Genomic DNA, 19,840 nt, shown 5'->3' on the forward strand with positions numbered 1-19,840 from the left:
GATCAGGCTCAGCCCGACAATGTATATAATGCCTGAAACAGTAGCCTTGCGGCGGACGAAACCCGGTTAAAACATCTTGAGGATGACAGACTCCAGCTCTCGCACAAGCAGAAACAGCCCAAGCAAACAGCACACGCCGCCTATGAGGTTGCGCAGCATGCCCGTGGGCGTGCGTTTTGCCAGAACAACGCCGCCAGCAAAACCAGCGATTTCAAGAATGCAGACTATCGGCAACAGGGCAAAATCCACATGCCCGTCAGCTATATTACCCACGGTGCCGAACACGGCCGTAACCACCTGGTACGGCATGGCAAGGCCCACAGCCGTCATGGGGGCAACCCCGGCGGCTATCATCCACGGAATGGTGAGCACAGGGCCGCCCGCGCCGGTCATGCCCGCCAGAAAACCCGTACTCGCCCCGATGAAAAAAAATCCCGCCCTGCCCTGCCAAAAAACGCTGCCGCCAGCCTTGGGGGGCCGCAATACGCAAAAGCCCGCAAACAGGATGATGCCCGCCAGCAAAATTACCAGCGGCTTTGCGTTGATGCTGGCGTTGAGCACGGCCCCCGGCAGTGCCGCGAGGCCGCCGATCATAAAGGGCGTGGCCCGCGACCAGTCCACATGGCCCAGACGGCGGTACATGACGGTTCCCACCAGCGCGATGGGTAAAAATGACGCCAATGCCGTCCCCATGGCCTCATGCGGCTCAAGCCCGCTCAGCAGAATCAGCCCGGGAGGAACAAGAATACCGCCCACGCCCGTAAGCCCGACCAGAATACCCACCAGCAGGCATACAGCACCCAGAACTATTAACAGCATATCTTCCTCAAAAATTAGGCAGACTGACCACCATGAAGCACAGCCAGAGCGTCAGTCCCCCACACAAGGCGCTATAGCGCAAGAGTTCGCAAAGCGCCAGCAAGCGCTTGCGATCCCAGGGCGCTGCCTCGTCCTGTTCCGGCCCAAGCCAGGGTTTTGGCGTCAGCGTGCCAAAGTACACGGACGGCCCGCCCATGCGCGCGCCGCACAGCCATGCGCAGACTGTCATGGACCAGCCGGAATTGGGGCTTGGCATGCCCACGGCCTGTCGGGCCACGACCCGAAAACCGGGCCAGCGGCCTTGCCACAGGCGCACAGGCCGCAGCCGCCCAGGCAAAAAACGCAGATGATGCTCACAGATGCTCGCGCATCTGTCCGCTAGGCAGGCCGCGCAGGCCGACAAACGGGCAGGAATGTAGGCCAGCGCATCATCGCCGCGCGCCCCGGCCCATCCCAGCCAGCGCCACTTTTCCGTCACGTAGCCCCACATGGAATCGGTTGTGCTCACGGCCTTGTAGCACCACATGGCCACAGGCCCGCCCACGAGCAGCCAGAAAAAAGGAGCCATAAAGGCATCCGTAAGGTTTTCAGAAAGCGTATCAGCAAGGGTTTTGCGCATGAGGGAGCGATCCATGCTGGACGTGTCCCTGCTGACCAGCCACGAAAGCGCTTCGCGCGCTTGCGGCTCGTCATAGTGTTCCACCCGGCGCAGCACCTCCTGCCCTGTGCGCAGCAGGCTGCCCAGAGCAAGCCCGGCCCAGGCCAGATACAGGGCCAGCAGCGTCCCAAACACAGGCAAGGAAACCAGCCCCCACGCAACCGCGCCCGTCAGGCCCACAAGCACTGCCAGGGCAACTGCCCCGGCAAAGCGCCCGCGCTGGCGTTCGGTATCCGGCCCGTTCTTGCGCATAAACCGCCGCGCCGGGGCTTCCAGCCAGTCCAGCAGCTTGCCTACAGCGCAGACAGGGTGCCTCCACGGCAGGTCAGGATCGCCCAGCCAGAGATCAAAAATCAGGGCCAGAGGGGCAAGCCACCAGCATTCCCACACGGAATAGGGGAATAGCTGCGCCAGACTCACGCCCAATCCTCCATGAGTCCGGTGCGGGCCAGGGCCATGTACAGCACAATGCCCGCCGAGGTGGAGAGGTTGAGGCTGCGCACGCGGCCCTCCAGCATGGGAATGCGGATGCGGTGGGGCGAAAGCGCCAGAATTTCCTGCGGCAGACCGCGCGTTTCCGGGCCGAATACAAGGCAATCCTCCGGCTCAAAGGCAAACTGATGGGCCGGGGCGCTGACCTGCCCTTTCTTGGCCGAGGTCAACACAAGGCGCGCACCCTGCTGCCCTTGCGTCGCAAAGGCGGCCCAGTCGGGCCAGACGCGCAGCCGCACATTGGGCCAGTAATCCAGCCCTGCCCGCTTGAGGTAGCGGTCTTCAAGCTTGAAGCCCAAGGGTTCAATAAGGTTCAGGACTGTATCCGTAGCGGCGCACAGCCGGGCGATATTGCCTGTATTGGGGGGAATTTCCGGCTCAAAAAGAACTATCTGCATGGTGTAGCTGACTGGTGGTAATAATGTAATGGCTCAGACTGGGAGTGCCAGCCATGTTGCCGGGGTAAACAGACCTATGCCGCCCCCGCGAGGGGCAGGCGCATACCAATGCGGTCGGTCAGGCCGCAGAACTTTTCTTCTTCAAGAATATCCTTAAGAAACTGGGGTAAGCCCGCATCATCCAGCGCCGTAAAGCCCAAGCGGGCATAAAATGGCGCGTTCCAGGGCACGTGAGTAAACGTTGTCAGATAGATGGCGGGCACTTGGCGTTGCCGCATGCGCCCTGCAACCCGGCCAATGAGTGCCGCGCCTATGCCTTTGCGCATGTGGTCGGGGTGCACGTCAATCTGGGCCAGCAGGGCGGCATGGTCAATCAGCCGCACATAGGCATAGCCCACAGGATTACCCGCTTGGTCAAGGGCCACCCAGAGAAGGCCGCTTTGAACAGCTTCATGCAGTTTGTCTACAGGTGAGAACTCGGAACGGATGTGATCTGGTATGGAGCCTGGAGGAAAAATCCCCGCAGCGGCAACTTCGATAGCCGCCAGCAGAGGCACATGAGCTGCCGTTGCCAGATCTATGGTGTATCCCTGAAGACTTTTCATATCAATCCGCCGCGCTACTCGTGTCACTTCCGGTAACCAGAGCTTCAATTCTTTGAAACTCACCCCAACAAGGTATGTCTGCAACTGAGCGCCTTTTGCTCTCCGCCGAAATTCTGAAACCCTTGTCTCTTCGTGATCGGGTGCGCCGTGCGATGGATTTTGTTCTCCGGCAAGGAAAAATATTGTCCATGGACGGAGTGTACATAGCGGTACTCGACCGACACCGGGCAATATTTTGACGCAGCCGGAGGGCAAAAGCCACGCACGCCACACCCGATCACATAATTTTCATGGCAGCGGAGAGACCAGGAACAACCTGACAAACAACACGAATATCCTTGCTGCCAAAGCCCGCATCGTCCAGCGTGGCAAAGATGTCTGCCTCGGTCACTTCCACCCGCGCGCCGCTGACGCCAGCAGCCTCCAGCCTTTCGCGCAGCAGGGCGCTGGCCCGTTGACGGGCTTCACCCAGGCTGTAGCCCTTGCCAATGCGCTCGGTCAATTCAACGGCCGGGATTGTCAGCACGCAGCGCCCGGTATCGGCATAGAGTTCCAGCGCGTCTGTGGGCAAGGTCAGGGCCGCGCCCACGGCATTGGCAACATCCGCATACGGCGGCGTTTCCACGGGCATGTCCAGAACTTTGGACATGCGCCGGGCAACGCAGGCCGCAGGGCCGCCCACCAGCCACACATGCTGCGGGCGCGCCTCGCGCACGGCCTTGAGGGCCGCCAAAGTATAAATGGGGCGGGCGTTGATGTCATCGGTCAGGGCACGGGCAGCGGCAGCCACCTGCGCAAGGGCATCGTCTGCGGCCATTTGAGCCAGAGATTCCGGGGACAGGCCGTGTTCTGCGGCCAGCGCCGCAATGCCCGCTGCGGATGCGCCCACATCGCCGGCCAGGGCATCCCCGCCATTGATGCCCTGCACGTCAGCCGGGTCAACAGCAAAATTCAATACGTTCAGGGCATCCAGCAAAGTGGGCCGGGAACCGCCAAAGGCCATGGCCGGGCCTTCACGCAAGGGGCCGACCTGAACAGGGCGCACAGCGCCGGGCGCGGCATCCACCGTAAGCAGCGAATCGCCGCCCACGCCGATGGAAACCGAAGCCAGAGCGCGCACAAGGGTGCGCCGCCCCTTGAGCAACATGCCGTCCCTGTCCACCACCGGGGAGCCGTCCACAAAGAGCGCCATGTCTGTTGTTGTACCGCCCATATCGAGCAGCAGGGAGCAGCCCTGACGCATGGCCTTGCTGCCGCCGCACAGGGCGAGCACGCCCATGACGCTGGCCGCAGGGCCGGAAAGTATGGACTGCACAGGCTCCCGACGCGAAAGCGTCAGCGGCACCGCGCCGCCGTCCGCCTTGAGCAGACGCACGGAGGCCGTGATGCCAGCTTCGGCAAGGGCCGCCTCCACGGCATCCAGAAATTCATTGTGCAGGCGCTGCACGGCGGCGTTAAAATAGGCGGTTGCCATGCGCCGGGGAAAGTTGAGCCGCCCCGAAAGCCTGTGCCCTACAGTTACGGACATTTGCGGCGCAGCCGACCGCACGGCCTCGCTCATGGCCAGCTCGTGCGCGGCATTGCGCGGCGAAAATTTGCCCACGCAGGCCACGGCGGCAACACCCGCCGCCTCCCATTCCCTGACAGCGGTGGGCAAGGAAGCTGTGCGCAGGGGGCTGACCTCCACGCCCCGGTGATCCAGCCCGCCGGGGACAACGCAGACATGCGCGCCCATTGCAAAATGGTGCGGGTCAAGCCCCGGCCCGGCGGAAAGGGCCAGTCCCACAGGGTCTGCGCGATCCTGCACCAGAGCGTTGACAGCCAGGGTCGCCCCAAGGGTCACGCGTGAAACAGCGCCAAAATCGCAGTCAGGAGCAGCCTTTGCCAGGGCGGCAAGCACCTCGCGCACAGATGCGGGCAGATTGTCATGACGGGTACGCGCCTTGGCGCTGGCCACCAGCCGGGCGGAGGGCAAAGCTTCGGTGCCAAATCCATCTGCGCCCGTCCCGTCCGGAGCCATTTCTTCTGCGGCGGCATCGCAGGCAAGCAGTACGGCATCGGTATGCGTACCCCCGGCGTCAATGCCCAGCACATATGTTTCGCTCATAATTCCGGCCTCATAAATACTTGTTTGCTGGCCCTGAACATACGGCATCGCCATCCGCAGGGCCAGCCCTTATTATTGGACAGTTTTCAGGCATCCTTACCCGCCCTGCCTGCCGCGCATCCCCCTTGCCTGTTCCATGCGCCCGCTCCATGCGCCCGCAATTGTGGATATTCTTTCTCCCACTGGCGCAATTGCTTGCCATATGCGGTCATTTTCAGTAGATTTTTGCTCTTGCGGCAACCGCCGGGACTGCCCCGGCGAGCCCGCGTCTTATACAGCAGGCTACTGCGGAGGAAAGCCATGCAGAACGCAAAGTTTATCTGGTTTGACGGAAAAATGCTCCCTTCTGAACAAGCACAGGTTCATGTGCTGACCCACGCCCTGCATTACGGCAGCGCCGTATTTGAAGGCATTCGCGCATACGCCTGCGCCGACGGCACTTCTGCCGTATTCCGTCTGGAAGACCACTGCAAGCGCCTAATTAACTCCGCTAAGATTATGCGCCTGGAAGTACCCTTCACGGCTGAACAGCTCGTAGCCGCCTGTATTGAGACCCTCAAGGCCAACAAACTGCCCGAAGGTTACGTGCGCCCCCTTTCTTTTGTGGGCCATGGCGAAATGGGCGTCTACCCCGGCAACAACCCGGTGCAGACCATCATCGCCGCCTGGGCCTGGGGCGCGTACCTTGGCGCAGAAGCTCTTGATAAGGGCATCCGCGTCAAGACCAGCAGCTTTGCCCGCAGCCATGTGAATACCAGCATGTCCAAGGCCAAGGCCGCCGGCAACTACATCAACTCCATCCTTGCCAAGGTGGAAGCCAAGGAAGACGGCTATGACGAAGCCGTGATGCTCGACACCAACGGCTATGTTTCCGAAGCCACGGGCGAGAACATCTTTATCGTGCGCGACGGCGTGATCAAAACCACGCCCTGGACGTCCATTCTGGGCGGCCTCACGCGCGATTCCGTCATGAAGCTTGCCAGAGACCTCGGCTACACCGTGGAAGAACAGCAGTTCACCCGCGATGAGTTCTACATCGCTGATGAAGCGTTCTTTACCGGCACCGCGGCTGAAATCACCCCCATCCGCGAGCTTGACCACCGCCAGATTGGCGTTGGGCACGCTGGCCCGGTGACCAAGCACCTGCAGAAAGAATACTTTGCCATCGTCAAGGGCGAAAATCCCAAGTACGAAGGCTGGCTGCACCGCTTTACCATTTAGTGGAGACAAACGGCGGGCTGCAATGCCGCCGCCTATAGAGATATGCGTCCGGCAGCTCCGCTCTTGCGGGGCTGCCGGGTACCAAAGAGTAAACCAAGTCCGCCCTGCGTCGTAATCCGGCGCAACACGGACACAACAGGTAACAGCCTTTCCTGCGGGTTCGCGCGCAGCGCAATCCGGGACTGCCCGACAGCCCGTTGGTCATCTTTCAAAGGCAACGAGCGCCATGAAACATCTTTCCCTCGCCGCACGATACAGGCCGCAAAACTTCGCCCAGGTAGCAGGACAGGACATGGTCAAGGCCGTCCTTTCCCGCGCTGCGGCAGAAGACAGGCCCGCAGCCGCCTACCTTTTGAGCGGCACTCGCGGCGTGGGCAAAACCACCATTGCCCGTATTTTTGCCAAGGCGCTCAACTGCCAGCACGCTCCGGGGCCGGAACCCTGCAACCAGTGCGAGCAATGCCGCAAGATCACCCAGGGCGTGCACGTTGACGTGACCGAAATCGACGGCGCTTCCAACAACAGCGTTGAAGACGCCCGCTCCTTGCGCGAAACCATCGGCTACGCGCCCATGGAAGGCCGCTACAAGATTTTCATCATTGACGAAGCCCATATGCTCACCCGCAACGCCTTCAACGCGTTGCTGAAAACGCTGGAAGAACCGCCGGAACGTGTGGTCTTTATTTTTGCCACCACCGAGGCGCACAAGTTCCCCATCACCATTGTGAGCCGCTGCCAGCATTTTGTGTTTCGCCACCTGAGTGAAGACGCGCTCTTTGCCCACCTCACCGCTGTGCTGCGCAAAGAAAACGCCGCCTTTGAAGAAGGGGCCGTGCGACTTATTGCGCGCAGGGCTGCGGGCAGTGTGCGCGACAGCATGTCGCTGCTTGATCAGACCCTCGCCCTTGGCGGCGAGGAACTCACCATTGCAGCCACCCGGCAGGTACTTGGCCTTGCTGGGCAGGAACTGTTTGCGGAGCTGTTTGCCGCCCTGCAAGGGCAGGATTGCGCCGCCGTGGCAAACCTGTGCGGGCAGATATTGCAGCAAGGTGTGGATATTGGCTTTTTCATGCGCGAGCTTGCGGGCAATCTGCGCAACCTCTTTTTGCTGCGCCAGAGCGGTCAGGCCATTGTGCCGAGCCTGCGCCTCCCCGCAGACGAAGCCGCCCTCTGGCAGGGCATTGCTCCGCAATTTTCTGCCGCGCATCTGCACGCGGCATGGCAGATGGCCCTTGACGCGCAGCGCGGCATAGTGCAAAGCCCGGAACCAGCAGCAGCGCTCGAACTGCTTTTGCTCAACCTTGCCCTGCTGCCGCAATTACTACCCGTAGGGCAGGCCACGCCCGGCCCCGTTGGGCCAGCTGGCGGAGCCGGACAGGGAACTCAGCACCAGGCTCAGGCCGTGCCCCCCTCCGCGCAGCGTATGGAAAACAGCGCGGAAATGCCCGCCGGAAGCGCGCAGATGGCGCAATCCCGCCCCAGGGATGCCGCCACGGGCCAGCACGCCGCCAATGATGCGGACGATGCGGAATCAGACGAGCCTGACGCGGCCCAGAGTTTTGCTGCCCCCACGCACCGGCCCTGGCGGCCCGGTGCGCAAACAGGAGCAGCGCAACTTGATCAGGGCAGCACAAATACGGCTATCTCAGATATGGGTAGTCCAAATCAGGGTAGCCCCGGCCAGGAGACCCCCCGTCGGGAAGATTCTGGCCACCGAAATTTCAGGCAAGAGGATTCTGGACAAAATGGAGCTGGCCCCAGAGATTCTGACCAGCCGGACACCAGCGCAAGTGTCGCTGACGGGCAAGGCCTCAACAAGGGCGGCGCAGGCACACCAGACCAGGGCAAGCGGGAAGGTCAGGCAGCCTGCAATTGGGCGGCATTTTGTGATTTTTGCTCTTCATGGCAAGGCGCCGGGCGCGACATGCCGCGCCAGCATTTGCTGCGCAGCGTGAGCGCCACATGGACGGACGGGATTTTACGCCTCGCCCCCAAGGCTGAAACCCAGTTGTTCCAGCTTGAGCGCGGACGCGAGGAGCTGACAGCGGCTTTGGCCGCCTACGGCGCAGGGCAGACACAGCTCGAGCTCGTGGCGCCCCGGCCCTATCGCCCGGAGGCCGAACTGATTGAAGAGTTCAGCCAGAGGCCCGAGTTGCAGCCCTGCCTTGAAGTGCTGAACGCACGGGTCAAAGGGTGCCGCCCGGTGGATCAAGACAACCGCTGAGCCCGCTGGCAACTGAAAAAACTTTCCGCGTCCGCCCGGCCCACGCCGCCGGAACCGGAAGCATGCAACAGACGCAAGGAGAAACACATGCGGAACATGAACGACATTCTGCGCCAGGCGCAGGTTATGCAGAACAAAATCGCCAAACTCCAGCAGGATATGGGCGAACACAGCTACGAAGCCAGCAGCGGCGGCGGCATGGTCAAGGCCGAAGTCTCCGGCAAGCAGGAGCTGCGCAAGCTGATCATTGACCCCAAGGCCCTTGAAGGCAACGATGTTGAAATGCTCCAGGATCTTATTCTGGCCGCTGTTAACGAAGCCGGTCGCATCGCTCGCGAAACCATGGAGCGCGAAATGAGCTCCATCTCTGGCGGCATCAAGCTGCCCGGCCTTTTCTAGAGCCATGCACGATCGGATTCCCGAACCGCTCAAGGCCCTGGTAGAGCAGCTTTCGCGTCTGCCGGGCCTTGGCCCCAAATCCGCCATGCGGGCCGCCATGGCCCTGCTCAAATGGCCGGAAGCCGAAACTCGGCGTCTTGGGCGCGGCATCCACGACCTGCGCGACAACCTGCACCTCTGTTCGCGCTGCGGGGGGCTTTCTTCCACTGACCCCTGCGCCGTCTGTTCCGATACGGAGCGCACCCGCGATACGCTTTGCCTTGTCACCGAATGGGACAGCATGCTCACGCTGGACGAAGGCGGCTTTTACCACGGCCAGTATTTGATTCTGGGCGGCCTGCTTGCACCCCTTGAGCGCATGGATTCCGACAGCCTCGACATGGACAGACTGGTGAAGCGCCTGGGCGAAGGCGAGGTGCATGAGCTCATTCTGGCACTGGGCGCAACGCTTGAGGCGGAGAATACGGCTTCCTTCATCCGGCAGATGGTGCGCAGGCAGTTCCCCACAGTCCGCGTTTCGCGTCTTGCGCAGGGGATTCCCCTTGGGGCCGAAGTAAAATTTATGGACAAGGAAACCCTGCGACAATCCCTGCAATTTCGGCAGGATCTCTCCTGACATCCCGCATATCCAACTCGGCGACTCGTCTTTTTTTTCACGCTGCTATAAATTTTTCGATGATTCTGCCGTAAGAAGGGCAACACGGAGATTGTATGCGTTGCCCTGCAATACGCATGTGATTTGTGCACATTTGCACAATCCCCTTGTTTTTCCACCTCTCAGCATATACTATTGAATACATAATATATGCTACGTGTTTTGCCAAAGGCATATGCATCGTAAAAACTTTCAGGAATCTCAGTGGGATGGTTTCTGTTTGCGCGTTGCATTCTTTGCACAGGCCAACTGACAGCGCCCGGGCCGAATGGCGTTTGCCAGCAAATCAAAGGCGCAGGATGAGGTTCTATTCCATGAACATGACTTTGGCTTATCGCATCATCTTTGTTTTTGTCGCGGGTCTCGTACTGGCCTGTATGGCCATGCTCATCGGGTTTACCATGGTTCTGGGCGATGCTTTATCTGGCGCAGCCGCCCTGAAAGCCCTGCTGATCGGCGGTGGCTTTACACTCCTGCTAGCCGTTGCTGGCTCTTTTTTTATATGCAACAGACTCTGCCCCATCCGTAAAATTGTGCTCTACGCCAAGGCCATTGCCGCTGGCGATGAAAAAGCAAAGCTGGAAATAGACCGTTCTGACTGTCTGGGCCACATGGCAACGGCCCTTCAAGAAATGGTCGCGAAGCTTGAAGGCCAGGCCCACTGGTACGAGAGCATACTCAACACCCTGCCCCTCTCCATATCTGTTACGGATAACGACATGGTCTGGACCTTCTGCAACAAGGTCGCACTCGAGAGTATGAATAAAGCCTGTCAGGGCGATGTGGTGGGCAAGCACTGCTCGGAAAAGCAGGGCAACATCTGCAACACGCCGCAGTGCGGCATTGAGCAGTTGCGCCTGGGCAACAAGCAGGTCATCAATGAGATGCCCAATGGCAAAACCATGCAGATCATGCTCGACTTTTTGCAGGACCGGCGCGGCAACGTGGTGGGCCATGTGGAAATTGGCGAGGACATCACCGCACGCATTGCCCTTGAGAAGAAGGCCGAACAAGCCGCGCACAAGGCCCGCATGGAAACCGTGAACCAGCTTGAAGGCGTTGTGGAAACATTGCAACATGCCGCCAATACCCTCGACAAATCACTCAACGATGTGCGCGACAAGTCCGGCACGGTGGCCGACCGCATGGCTGAAACAGCCACTGCCATGGACGAAATGAATTCCACCGTCCTTGAAGTGGCCCACAATGCAGACGGCGCTGCCGATGCGGCCAATTCCGTGCAGGGACACGCCCAGGAAGGCGCGGACATTGTGCTGCGCACCATCAAGAATATGCAGGAAGTGCAGGGCAAGGCCTCTGGCCTCAAGGGCGAAATGAGCACGCTGGACAAACAGGCAAGGGACATTGGCGCAGTGCTGACGCTTATCCGCGACATTGCCGACCAGACGAACCTGCTTGCCCTCAATGCCGCCATTGAAGCCGCCCGCGCTGGCGATGCCGGCCGTGGTTTTGCCGTGGTGGCGGACGAAGTGCGCAAACTGGCCGAAAAAACCATGAGCGCCACAAGCGAAGTGGAAAAAGCCATTGCCGCCATTCAGGAAGGCACCAGCAAAAGCGCCACAACGGTGGATACCACCGTCAATTCCATTGAAGAAGTGAGCCATATGGCGCAGGAGTCAGGGCACTCGCTTGACCTTATCTCAAATCTCGCGGGCGATTCCAGCAGCCGGGTTTCCGCCATTGCCACGGCAGCCACGCAGCAGTCGGCAGCTTCGGAAGAAATCAACCGCAATATTGCCGAGGTCAACACGCTGAGCGCCCGCATTGCCGAGGCAACCAACGCCGCCGCAGGTCAGGTGCGCGACCTTGCCGCTCAGGTCAATATTGTAACTGGCATCCTTGACGACATCCGCAAGGACGACAAAAAACACGCTGCCGAGGCATAATCCGCGATATAACCGGGCATCAGTCCCTGACATAAATCAGCCGCCGGAATACGCTTCCGGCGGCTTTTTTTTGAGCTGCTCGCGAGGAAAAATGCCAGGGTTACGTTCGCAAACCACCACTTGCACAAGTTTTTTGATTTTTTTTGCCCAACCGCTCTGGACGATAACGGAGAAGGACTTACATATTGTTCGCGCCCAACCAATGGCGCTGATTTTCCCGCGCTCGCCGCCGTTTGCGCACTCCCTGAGGCCCCTCGGAGGTGGTAGCGCGAAGCGCACAGAGAAGTTTTCCTGAGGAGGATTCAGATATGTCCAAGATCATAGGCATCGACCTGGGTACCACGAACTCCTGCGTCTACGTCATGGAGGGCAAGGACCCCAAGTGCATCACCAATCCCGAAGGTGGCCGTACCACTCCTTCCGTGGTCGCCTTTACAGATAAGGAACGCCTGGTGGGCGATATAGCCAAGCGCCAGGCCGTCACCAACCCCAAGCGCACGGTTTTCGCCATCAAGCGCCTCATGGGCCGTAAATTTGAAAGCCCCGAAGTTGGCCGCTGGAAAGAGCACTCGCCCTACGCCATCGTCAAGGCAGCCAATGACGACGCCGGCGTGGAAGTGGATGGTCGCACCTACAGCGCGCCTGAAGTTTCGGCCATGATTCTGGCCAAGCTGAAGGCCGATGCGGAAGCATACCTCGGCGAAACCGTTACAGAAGCGGTCATCACCGTGCCCGCCTACTTTAACGACGCCCAGCGCCAGGCCACCAAGGACGCAGGCCGTATCGCCGGTCTTGACGTCAAGCGTATCATCAACGAGCCCACTGCGGCCTCGCTGGCATACGGAGCTGACAAAAAGGCCAACGAAAAGATCGCCGTGTTCGACCTCGGCGGCGGCACCTTTGATATTTCTATCCTTGAAGTTGGCGACAATGTCGTGGAAGTGCGCGCCACCAATGGCGACACCTTCCTCGGCGGCGAAGACTTTGACCAGCGAGTCATCAACTTCCTGGTGGAAGAGTTCAAGCGTGAAAACGGCATTGACCTTGCCAAGGACAGCATGGCCCTCCAGCGTCTGAAAGAAGCCGCTGAAAAGGCCAAGAAAGACCTTTCCACCTCCATGGAGGCCGAGGTCAACCTGCCCTTTATCACTGCCGACCAGAACGGCCCCAAGCACATGCTCATCAAGATTGGCCGCGCCAAGCTTGAATCGCTGGTCAGCGACCTTGTTGACCGCACCATTGAGCCCTGCAAAAAGGCCCTGGCCGACGCTGGCATGAGCGCCTCGCAGATTGACGAAGTCATTCTTGTGGGCGGCATGACCCGTATGCCTCTGGTGCAGAGCGTGGTGGGCAAGTTCTTTGGCAAGGAGCCCAACCGCTCCGTGAACCCGGACGAAGTTGTGGCCATGGGCGCTGCCATTCAGGGCGGCATCCTTACAGGCGACGTCAAGGACGTGCTGCTGCTCGACGTGACCCCGCTTTCCCTTGGTATCGAAACCATGGGCGGCGTGTTCACCAAGCTGATCGACCGCAACACCACCATCCCGACGCGTAAAAGCCAGGTGTTCACCACGGCGTCCGACAACCAGCCCTCGGTGTCCATCCACGTGCTTCAGGGCGAGCGCCCCATGGCGCCCGACAACATGACCCTGGCCCGTTTTGACCTGGCTGGCATTCCCCCGGCGCCCCGTGGCGTGCCGCAGATCGAGGTGTCTTTTGACATCGACGCCAACGGCATAGTGAACGTATCCGCCAAGGACATGGGCACCGGCAAGGAACAGTCCATCAAGATCACGGCTTCTTCCGGCCTGTCGGAAGACGACATCCAGCGTCTGGTGCGCGAGGCTGAAACCCACGCCACGGATGACAAGAAGAAGCAGGAACTGATTGAAGCGCGTAACCACGCCGACAGCCTGATCTATGGCACGGAGAAATCCCTGACCGATCTGGGCGACAAGGCTGACGCCGCGCTCAAGAGCGACATTGACGGCAAAATCGCCGCTCTGCGCAAGCTCATGGAAGGCGAAGACGCCGCAGCCATCAAGGCTGCCACCGATGACCTCGCCAAAACTTCGCACAAGCTTGCCGAGCAGCTCTATCAGCAGCAGGCCCAGCAGACTGGCGGCCAGCCCGGCGCAGAGGCCGGAGCCGCAGGCGCAGGCCAGCAGCATGGCAATGCGGGCGATGATGTTGTGGACGCAGACTACACTGAAGTGAAGAAATAAGGGCAAGGGCAGCTCGGCGGCACACGCCCCGAACTTGCAACCACGCCTACCCTGTACTAAAAAGGTCTGGTTCCCTGAACCAGACCTTTTTTTGCGGCCCGCGCACGGCGGGCCTGCCGGTACTACAACCAGGATACCGTCATGAATTTTTGCCGCTCTTTCGCCGCGCTGGCTCGCAACGTTTCGCTGCTGGCGCTTCTTGGCTGTCTTGCCGCGTGTCAGATGCCCTTTGGCCTTGGTCAAAGAGCGCCCCAGCCCAAACCCCAACCGGTTACCCCTGCGGCCGTTACCGGCCCCTGCGTGGTGCTGGCCCTGCCGTCTTCCGGCACGTATGCGCCCATTGCGAGCAAGGTGCGCCACGGTGCGCAGATGGCCCAGAACGAGCTTGCCGCCAGCGGCGTCAAGATGCGCATTGAAACGGTCAATACCGAAGCTGCCGACTGGTTGCAGCGTCTGGACGCTCTGCCCCCGGCCTGCGCTGTTGTGGGCGGCCCCCTGCAGGCGCGCAACTACGCCCAGGCCCGCGAGCACGGTCAGCTCGAAAAAAGAGCCTTCTTCACCTTTGTGCCCTCGCTTGAACAGGGCGACGAAGGTGCGCGCGCCTGGCGCTTCTTCCCCAGCCCGCAAGACCAGATCGACACGCTCATCAACTTTGCCAGCACTGGCCTGAACATCCGCACCTACGGGGCCTTCTATCCCACCGATGCCTACGGCGTGCGTATGACCGGCCTCATGGAGCAGAGCCTTGCCAGCCACAACATGCTGCTGCAAAAGGCCTCGTATAACCCCGCCGACTCCACCTCGTGGAGCAATGCCGTGGCCCCGCTCATCAACGCCCAGACGCCGCAGGGCAGCAAAACCCCTGTGCCGCAGACCTCCTTTGAAGCCCTGTTCCTGCCTGATTCGTGGAAGAGCATGGAAATGCTGACCACAAGTCTGCTCTATAACGGCGAGGATCGTCTGGTGCTCCTGGGCACCACGCTTTGGGAGCAGAGCCTCTCCGGCAAAACGGTTGCCAATGCCGACAAGTTCGCTCTGGCGGTCTTTCCCGGCGCATGGAACCAGCCGCAGGCCCCCCGCGCCCTTCAGGTGCCCGGCACGGACTTCTGGAACGCCCTGGGCTACGACTTTGTGCGCTTTGCCGTGTCCATGGGGCTTGATTCGCGCCTGACAACGCCGCAGGTTACGGCCCGCGCGCAGCGCGCCTCCAAGATGATCTGGGGCATGGCCCCCATTTCGTGGGACAACGCGGGCGTTGCCCACCAGAAACTCTTCTTGTTCGGCGTTTCGCCCACTGGCATGACGCCCGTGGATGTGGAAACCTTCCAGCAAACCCGCGCTCGCGTATTGCAGCAAGCTGCTCTGCGCATGCAGGGTCTGCCCCCCGTGGACGCCACCGGTGCGCCCCTTGCGGCCCCTGCCGCAGGAGCGGAAGCCGCCCCGGCAGTGCAGACTGGTCAGACGCCGCCGTCTACGCCTATCATGAGCAACACGCCGCGCCCCTCGTATAAACTCAGCCTGCCCGCTGCGCGCTGATCGCGCCCGCAGGCATTGCCTTTAAAGGACTACACATGGCAGACAACAAAACCATCAGTCTGGAAGAAGTGGCCCACATGGCTACACTTTCCCGGTTGAGCGTCAGCGAAGAAGAACAGACCCTGTTTGCCCGCCAGATGGGCGATATTTTGGCCTATATGGACGTGCTTGCGCGCGTGGACACCAACGATGTGGAACCGCTGTACAGCCCGGCCCAGCATCCCGGCCCCCTGCGGGACGATGTGTCGGCCCGGCGGCGTGAGCGCAACGAAGTGCTCGCCAACGCGCCCGAGGCCGATGGGGAATATTTTATTGTGCCCCGCATCGTCTAGCGCAGTTTCAGAGCAAAAGCGCTCTGGCCCGGCCCAGTGCAGCAGCCCGGCGAATCACCAGCACCGGGGCATGCCGCATAAAAACGCACAGCATTGCGCGAAACGCAGTGCAGAACATATTTGAGAACGCCATGACCGAAATTTGTTCCCTCTCGCTCACACAAGCGGCTCAGGCCCTGCAAAAAAAGGAACTGACCGCTGTTGACGCCGTTACGGCCTGCCTTGCGCGCATGGACGCCACAGAACCACACATCGCGGCCATGCTGACCGTGGACAGGGAAGGGGCGCTTGCCGCTGCCGCCGCCCTGGACAAGGAAGGCCCCAATCCAGCCAAGCCCCTGTGGGGTGTGCCGGTAACGGTCAAGGATGCCCTCTCCACCAAGGGGCTGCGCACAACTGCAGGATCGCGCATTCTCGAAAATTACACACCCTTTTATGACGCCTTTGCCGTGCAGCAGCTGCGCGAGGCCGGGGCCGTCATTCTGGGCAAGAACAACATGGACGAGTTCGCCATGGGTTCCACCACGGAAAACTCCTCCTACCAGACCACACGCAACCCGCGCGATGTCAACCGCGTTCCCGGCGGCTCCAGCGGCGGCTCTGCCGCTTCCGTCACTGCCGGGCAATGCTTTGCTTCGCTGGGCACGGACACCGGCGGCTCCATCCGTCAGCCCGCCTCCCTGTGCGGTTGCGTGGGCCTCAAGCCTACCTACGGCCGCGTGTCGCGCTACGGCGTTATTGCCTATGGCTCGTCACTGGATCAGGTTGGCCCGTTGACCCGCAGCGTGGAAGACTGCGCCCGCGTGCTCGGCGTTATTGCCGGGCATGACCAGCGTGACGGCACCTGCGCCCCGCGCCCGGTGGACGACTATGTGAGCGCACTGAACAGCAAGCCCCTCAAGGGCGCGCGGCTGGGCATACCCAAGGAATTTTTTGGTGAAGGCCTGGCCCCTGAAGTCCGCGCTGTATGCCAGAACGCCATGAGCATTGCTCAGGCCCAGGGTGCGGAATTGGTAGAAGTGAGCCTGCCGCACACAGATGCGGCCATCGCCACCTACTATATCATCGCCATGGCCGAGGCCAGCTCCAACCTCGCCCGCTTTGACGGTGTTCGTTACGGCCGCCGCGCTACGGATATCAAAAATCTTGAAGAGTTGTACGTGCATTCGCGCACCGAGGGATTCGGGCAGGAAGTCAAGCGCCGTATCATGCTGGGAGCCTATGTGCTTTCCTCCGGCTATTACGATGCGTATTACCGCAAGGCCGCGCAGGTGCGCCGCCTCATACGCGATGAATACCTCGCAGCCCTCGATACATGCGACGCCCTGTGGGCTCCGGTTTCGCCCGTTCCTGCGTGGAATGTGGGGAGCCTGACCGCCGACCCCCTCCAGATGTACCTCATGGACGCCTACACGCTTTCGCTGAACCTTGCCGGTCTGCCCGGGCTTTCCATGCCCGTGGGAGTTGGCGCTGAAAGCGGATTGCCCGTGGGCATGCAGCTTTTCGGCAAGGCCTTTGCCGAGGGCGAGTTGCTTTCTCTTGGGTATGCCTTGGAGCAGGTTTTGCCGGGTGTTGGAGCGGCGAAGTTATAAATTGTTTTTGACGTATGGAATACGATGGGAGCAGGCCTGAAGGTTTGCTCCCTTTTTGTTGGTTTTGAGAGCGCCGCGCGCGGTGCGATTTGGCCTGCACGACGAAAGTGATTGGTCTCTTCTGCCCTGCGGGACGGCGTTTCGCCCTCCGGCGGCGTTTGGGACGCCTCCCCGGCGTGGGGCAGAGGGGGCCTGTTAGGGGCTGCACCCCCTTCATCCTGATGCCAAATCCCGTTTTACGGGCTTTGGGCCGCCATCGGCGTCTGCGCCGCCGGGCGGTAAGCCACGGAAATCAGTCGCATACGGCGCGGCAAAGCCGCGACCTACTCCTGATTTTCAGTCGTGTTGACGGTGCCAACACTCCATCGGGGCGGTGCCCCTCTTCCCCCCTTGCCCCCCCCCGAAGCCCCCCCTGAGAAGAGTTTTCCCATTTCCTTAGCGTGGCGAGGGCAACGCGACTATAGCTGCGGGAGCTTCCTTCCCTCGCTACGCTCGCTCAGGTGATCTCCCTCCGCGCCGCGTTCATGCCAGAGTTCTCTTTCACTTTGAATGTGAATCCATTTCAGCCAACTACCATTGGTTTAGCTGCTCGTTTCGGGAATAGCTCCGTACTCTTTTCCCGTAGCTTCTGGGCTTTCAGTCACCACAAAACCAGAACTAATCATGATATCAAGCGAAAACATGCTCCATATCAGCAAGTTACTTATAACTGTGCTAACTACAGCTTAGCCATGACCAGACCTTGACATTGCGAGTCAGGGAAGTATGTCCACCATCAAAAGCTGGTCGTGGAGTCGCCTTCCTTAAACTCGCCGGAGCGAATGCAAAGGCGATGGCTGGTGTTGAGTGAATTTGCAAATACGCTTTTTTCTGGCCTGACAAGGAAAAATCCTGTTTTTGAGCGCAGCGTACTCAAGTACGTGAGCATCAAAAACAGGATTTTAACGCCGTCAGGCCAAAAAAGTCGGGTTTGCGTAAATACGCTCGACAGGCTCACCCAAACCCCAATCAAAAATTCTTCTCTACTTTCGGCCCTTCACGCCAAAGCGGATGCAATCCGTGGGGCAACTCCCCGCGCAATCGCCGCAATTGGTGCAATTCTCCTCGTCCGGCCTCGTGCGCATAACGCAAACCCGCCTGCACTTGTCGCAATCATTGCACTGCTCCGTTCTATAAAAACGGAACGGCGCAAACTTGCGCGCAACCTCCAGCGCCGCACCAAAAGGACAGACAAACCGGCACCAGCACATCAGCACCACCAGCCCCAACGCCAGCCCGCCCAAGGTGATAAGCAGACGCAAATCCCACATGGGAAAGGCATGCTTCCATGTAAGCCATGCCGAGGGCCAAAATTCCCCCACACGGATAGGCACGTCCACGCGCGGCTGCCCCAGAACAAACCAGGCTGTCAGCCCCGCCGCCAACACCAGATACCGGGCCCAGCGAAAGTTCGCAACACCCACGGGATTAGGGCCAAAACGGAACGGATTGAGCGCAAGCGCCCGGTTCACAAGCTGGCCAGGGCACAGCCAGCCGCAAAAAGCCTTGCCGAACAGAGCCGCCACAGCCAGCCACACGCCCCAGAATCCCCAAAACATACGCGCAACCTGACCGGGACAGGTAATGACCGGGCAGTTCTGGCAACTCACAAAGGGCACAACAAAGGGGCAACGGAACACGCCAAACAAGGCCCACTCGCCCAAAAACAGCGTGGAGGCAAACAATACCGCGCGGTTACACCACTGGAGCGCCCTCAGCCGCAGGCTGGGACGAGCGACAATTTCATGCAACATCCTTCACCCCCAGCTTTTCCACAAGTTCCATGCCCTTGGGCGAAATGGCAGGGATAAAGCCCGCCGCTTCAAAAAAGGCCTGCCCCTGCTCACTGGTAATCCAGTCCATATAGGCTGCGGCTTTTGCCGGGTCGGAGGCGTTGGCCATCATACCCACGGTAAAGGTCAGCGGCCCGGCGGGGAAAAACCGCTCAGGGATTTCCACCAAATCCAGCCGGTCGGCAAACCGCGTCATGCGGGTGATGCGCCGCTCCACAATCATGGCGTCAGCCTTGCCCTCGGCAACGCTTTCCACAGAACGCTGCACGCAGCTGCCCTGTTCGGGCACGTTGGCAAGCACCTTGGGCGTGATGTCCGCAGCCTTGAGGATGCCCATAACCGCCTGTCCGCCGGGAGCGGAAGCGTCCCGCGCCATGGAAACCCGCACGCCGCCGCGGGTCAGGTCTTCAATATCGCTAATTTTGGCGGGATTCCCCTTGGGAACCGCAATGACGTAACTGGTAAAGCACAAGGGCCTGAAATTGACCATTTTGCCAGCCTTGCGCAGATTCTGGGCCAGAGCCAGCACGCGTCCGGCAAAAACCTCGGTCTGCCCGCCGCCTGTCAGCAGGGACTTGCCCAAGGCCGCTGCAAAGGCTCCAGTGTAGACAACCTTGACGCCCGAGTGCTGCTGATAGGCCTCATGCGCAGGCATCATGGCCTCGGCAAGTCCGCCGCACGACCACACCTGCAAGGTGGCGCCCTCCGCCGCATTGGCGGTTTGCGGCGTCAACATGGCAGCGCCCGCTGCCCCCAACGCCAGCGATTTAAGAAAATCGCGTCGTCCTTTTTCGGTAGTTTCCATATGCCTCTCCACAAAAAATAATGATCCTGCACA

At 60.4% G+C, this 19,840-nt stretch carries 16 protein-coding genes; 9 read left to right on the forward strand and 7 right to left on the reverse strand.

Going from position 1 to position 19,840, the window contains the following annotated elements:
* Positions 1-66 precede the first annotated feature (66 nt).
* The 5 genes from QZ383_RS03535 to QZ383_RS03555 all read right to left on the reverse strand — a co-directional run bounded on the left by QZ383_RS03535 (position 67) and on the right by QZ383_RS03555 (position 5,079).
* Positions 67-819, reverse strand: a complete 753-nt coding sequence (locus QZ383_RS03535) for a sulfite exporter TauE/SafE family protein (protein WP_291443086.1) — start codon at positions 817-819, stop codon at positions 67-69.
* Positions 820-826: 7 nt separating this feature from the next.
* Positions 827-1,897 (reverse strand): CobD/CbiB family cobalamin biosynthesis protein, encoded by a 1,071-nt coding sequence (locus QZ383_RS03540; protein ID WP_291443088.1) that lies wholly within the window; start codon positions 1,895-1,897, stop codon positions 827-829.
* The gene (locus QZ383_RS03545) at positions 1,894-2,367 is read right to left on the reverse strand and encodes a tRNA (cytidine(34)-2'-O)-methyltransferase (protein WP_291443090.1); all 474 of its coding nucleotides are present in this window, start codon (positions 2,365-2,367) and stop codon (positions 1,894-1,896) included. Before QZ383_RS03545 ends, QZ383_RS03540 begins: the two co-directional genes overlap by 4 nt.
* Positions 2,368-2,441: 74 nt before the next feature.
* Positions 2,442-2,972, reverse strand: a complete 531-nt coding sequence (locus QZ383_RS03550; protein WP_291443092.1) for a GNAT family N-acetyltransferase — start codon at positions 2,970-2,972, stop codon at positions 2,442-2,444.
* Between the two features lie 277 nt (positions 2,973-3,249).
* Complete coding sequence (locus QZ383_RS03555) at positions 3,250-5,079, reverse strand: hydantoinase/oxoprolinase family protein (RefSeq protein ID WP_291443094.1); 1,830 nt, start codon at positions 5,077-5,079, stop codon at positions 3,250-3,252.
* A gap of 300 nt (positions 5,080-5,379) precedes the next feature.
* Here QZ383_RS03555 and QZ383_RS03560 point away from each other — a divergent pair, with 300 nt between their 5' ends.
* The 9 genes from QZ383_RS03560 to gatA all read left to right on the forward strand — a co-directional run bounded on the left by QZ383_RS03560 (position 5,380) and on the right by gatA (position 17,170).
* Positions 5,380-6,300: a branched-chain amino acid transaminase gene (locus tag QZ383_RS03560; RefSeq protein ID WP_291443096.1), complete on the forward strand. Its 921-nt coding sequence runs from the start codon at positions 5,380-5,382 to the stop codon at positions 6,298-6,300.
* A gap of 226 nt (positions 6,301-6,526) precedes the next feature.
* The gene (gene dnaX, locus QZ383_RS03565) at positions 6,527-8,524 is read left to right on the forward strand and encodes a DNA polymerase III subunit gamma/tau (RefSeq protein WP_291443098.1); all 1,998 of its coding nucleotides are present in this window, start codon (positions 6,527-6,529) and stop codon (positions 8,522-8,524) included.
* A gap of 87 nt (positions 8,525-8,611) precedes the next feature.
* Entirely contained in the window at positions 8,612-8,923 is a 312-nt protein-coding gene (locus QZ383_RS03570) for a YbaB/EbfC family nucleoid-associated protein (protein ID WP_291443100.1), read from the forward strand.
* A 4-nt stretch (positions 8,924-8,927) separates the two neighbouring features.
* On the forward strand, positions 8,928-9,539 hold the full coding sequence (recR, locus tag QZ383_RS03575) for a recombination mediator RecR (protein ID WP_291443102.1): 612 nt from the start codon (positions 8,928-8,930) through the stop codon (positions 9,537-9,539).
* Between the two features lie 353 nt (positions 9,540-9,892).
* Positions 9,893-11,485, forward strand: coding sequence for a methyl-accepting chemotaxis protein (locus QZ383_RS03580; protein ID WP_291443104.1), 1,593 nt, complete (start codon positions 9,893-9,895; stop codon positions 11,483-11,485).
* A gap of 308 nt (positions 11,486-11,793) precedes the next feature.
* Positions 11,794-13,710 (forward strand): molecular chaperone DnaK, encoded by a 1,917-nt coding sequence (gene dnaK, locus QZ383_RS03585; protein ID WP_192112274.1) that lies wholly within the window; start codon positions 11,794-11,796, stop codon positions 13,708-13,710.
* A gap of 141 nt (positions 13,711-13,851) precedes the next feature.
* Complete coding sequence (locus QZ383_RS03590) at positions 13,852-15,246, forward strand: hypothetical protein (protein ID WP_291443107.1); 1,395 nt, start codon at positions 13,852-13,854, stop codon at positions 15,244-15,246.
* Between the two features lie 35 nt (positions 15,247-15,281).
* Positions 15,282-15,578, forward strand: a complete 297-nt coding sequence (gatC, locus tag QZ383_RS03595; protein ID WP_291443109.1) for an Asp-tRNA(Asn)/Glu-tRNA(Gln) amidotransferase subunit GatC — start codon at positions 15,282-15,284, stop codon at positions 15,576-15,578.
* Between the two features lie 131 nt (positions 15,579-15,709).
* Complete coding sequence (gene gatA / locus QZ383_RS03600; RefSeq protein ID WP_291443112.1) at positions 15,710-17,170, forward strand: Asp-tRNA(Asn)/Glu-tRNA(Gln) amidotransferase subunit GatA; 1,461 nt, start codon at positions 15,710-15,712, stop codon at positions 17,168-17,170.
* Between the two features lie 1,022 nt (positions 17,171-18,192).
* On the opposite strand, the gene QZ383_RS03605 is transcribed toward gatA, so the two are convergent.
* Both QZ383_RS03605 and QZ383_RS03610 read right to left on the reverse strand, forming a co-directional pair.
* The gene (locus tag QZ383_RS03605) at positions 18,193-18,963 is read right to left on the reverse strand and encodes a 4Fe-4S binding protein (RefSeq protein WP_291443114.1); all 771 of its coding nucleotides are present in this window, start codon (positions 18,961-18,963) and stop codon (positions 18,193-18,195) included.
* Complete coding sequence (locus QZ383_RS03610; RefSeq protein WP_291443116.1) at positions 18,953-19,807, reverse strand: substrate-binding domain-containing protein; 855 nt, start codon at positions 19,805-19,807, stop codon at positions 18,953-18,955. Before QZ383_RS03610 ends, QZ383_RS03605 begins: the two co-directional genes overlap by 11 nt.
* Between the last annotated feature and the right edge of the window lie 33 nt (positions 19,808-19,840).

This window comes from Desulfovibrio sp., from assembly GCF_019422935.1.
Lineage (GTDB): Bacteria > Desulfobacterota > Desulfovibrionia > Desulfovibrionales > Desulfovibrionaceae > Desulfovibrio.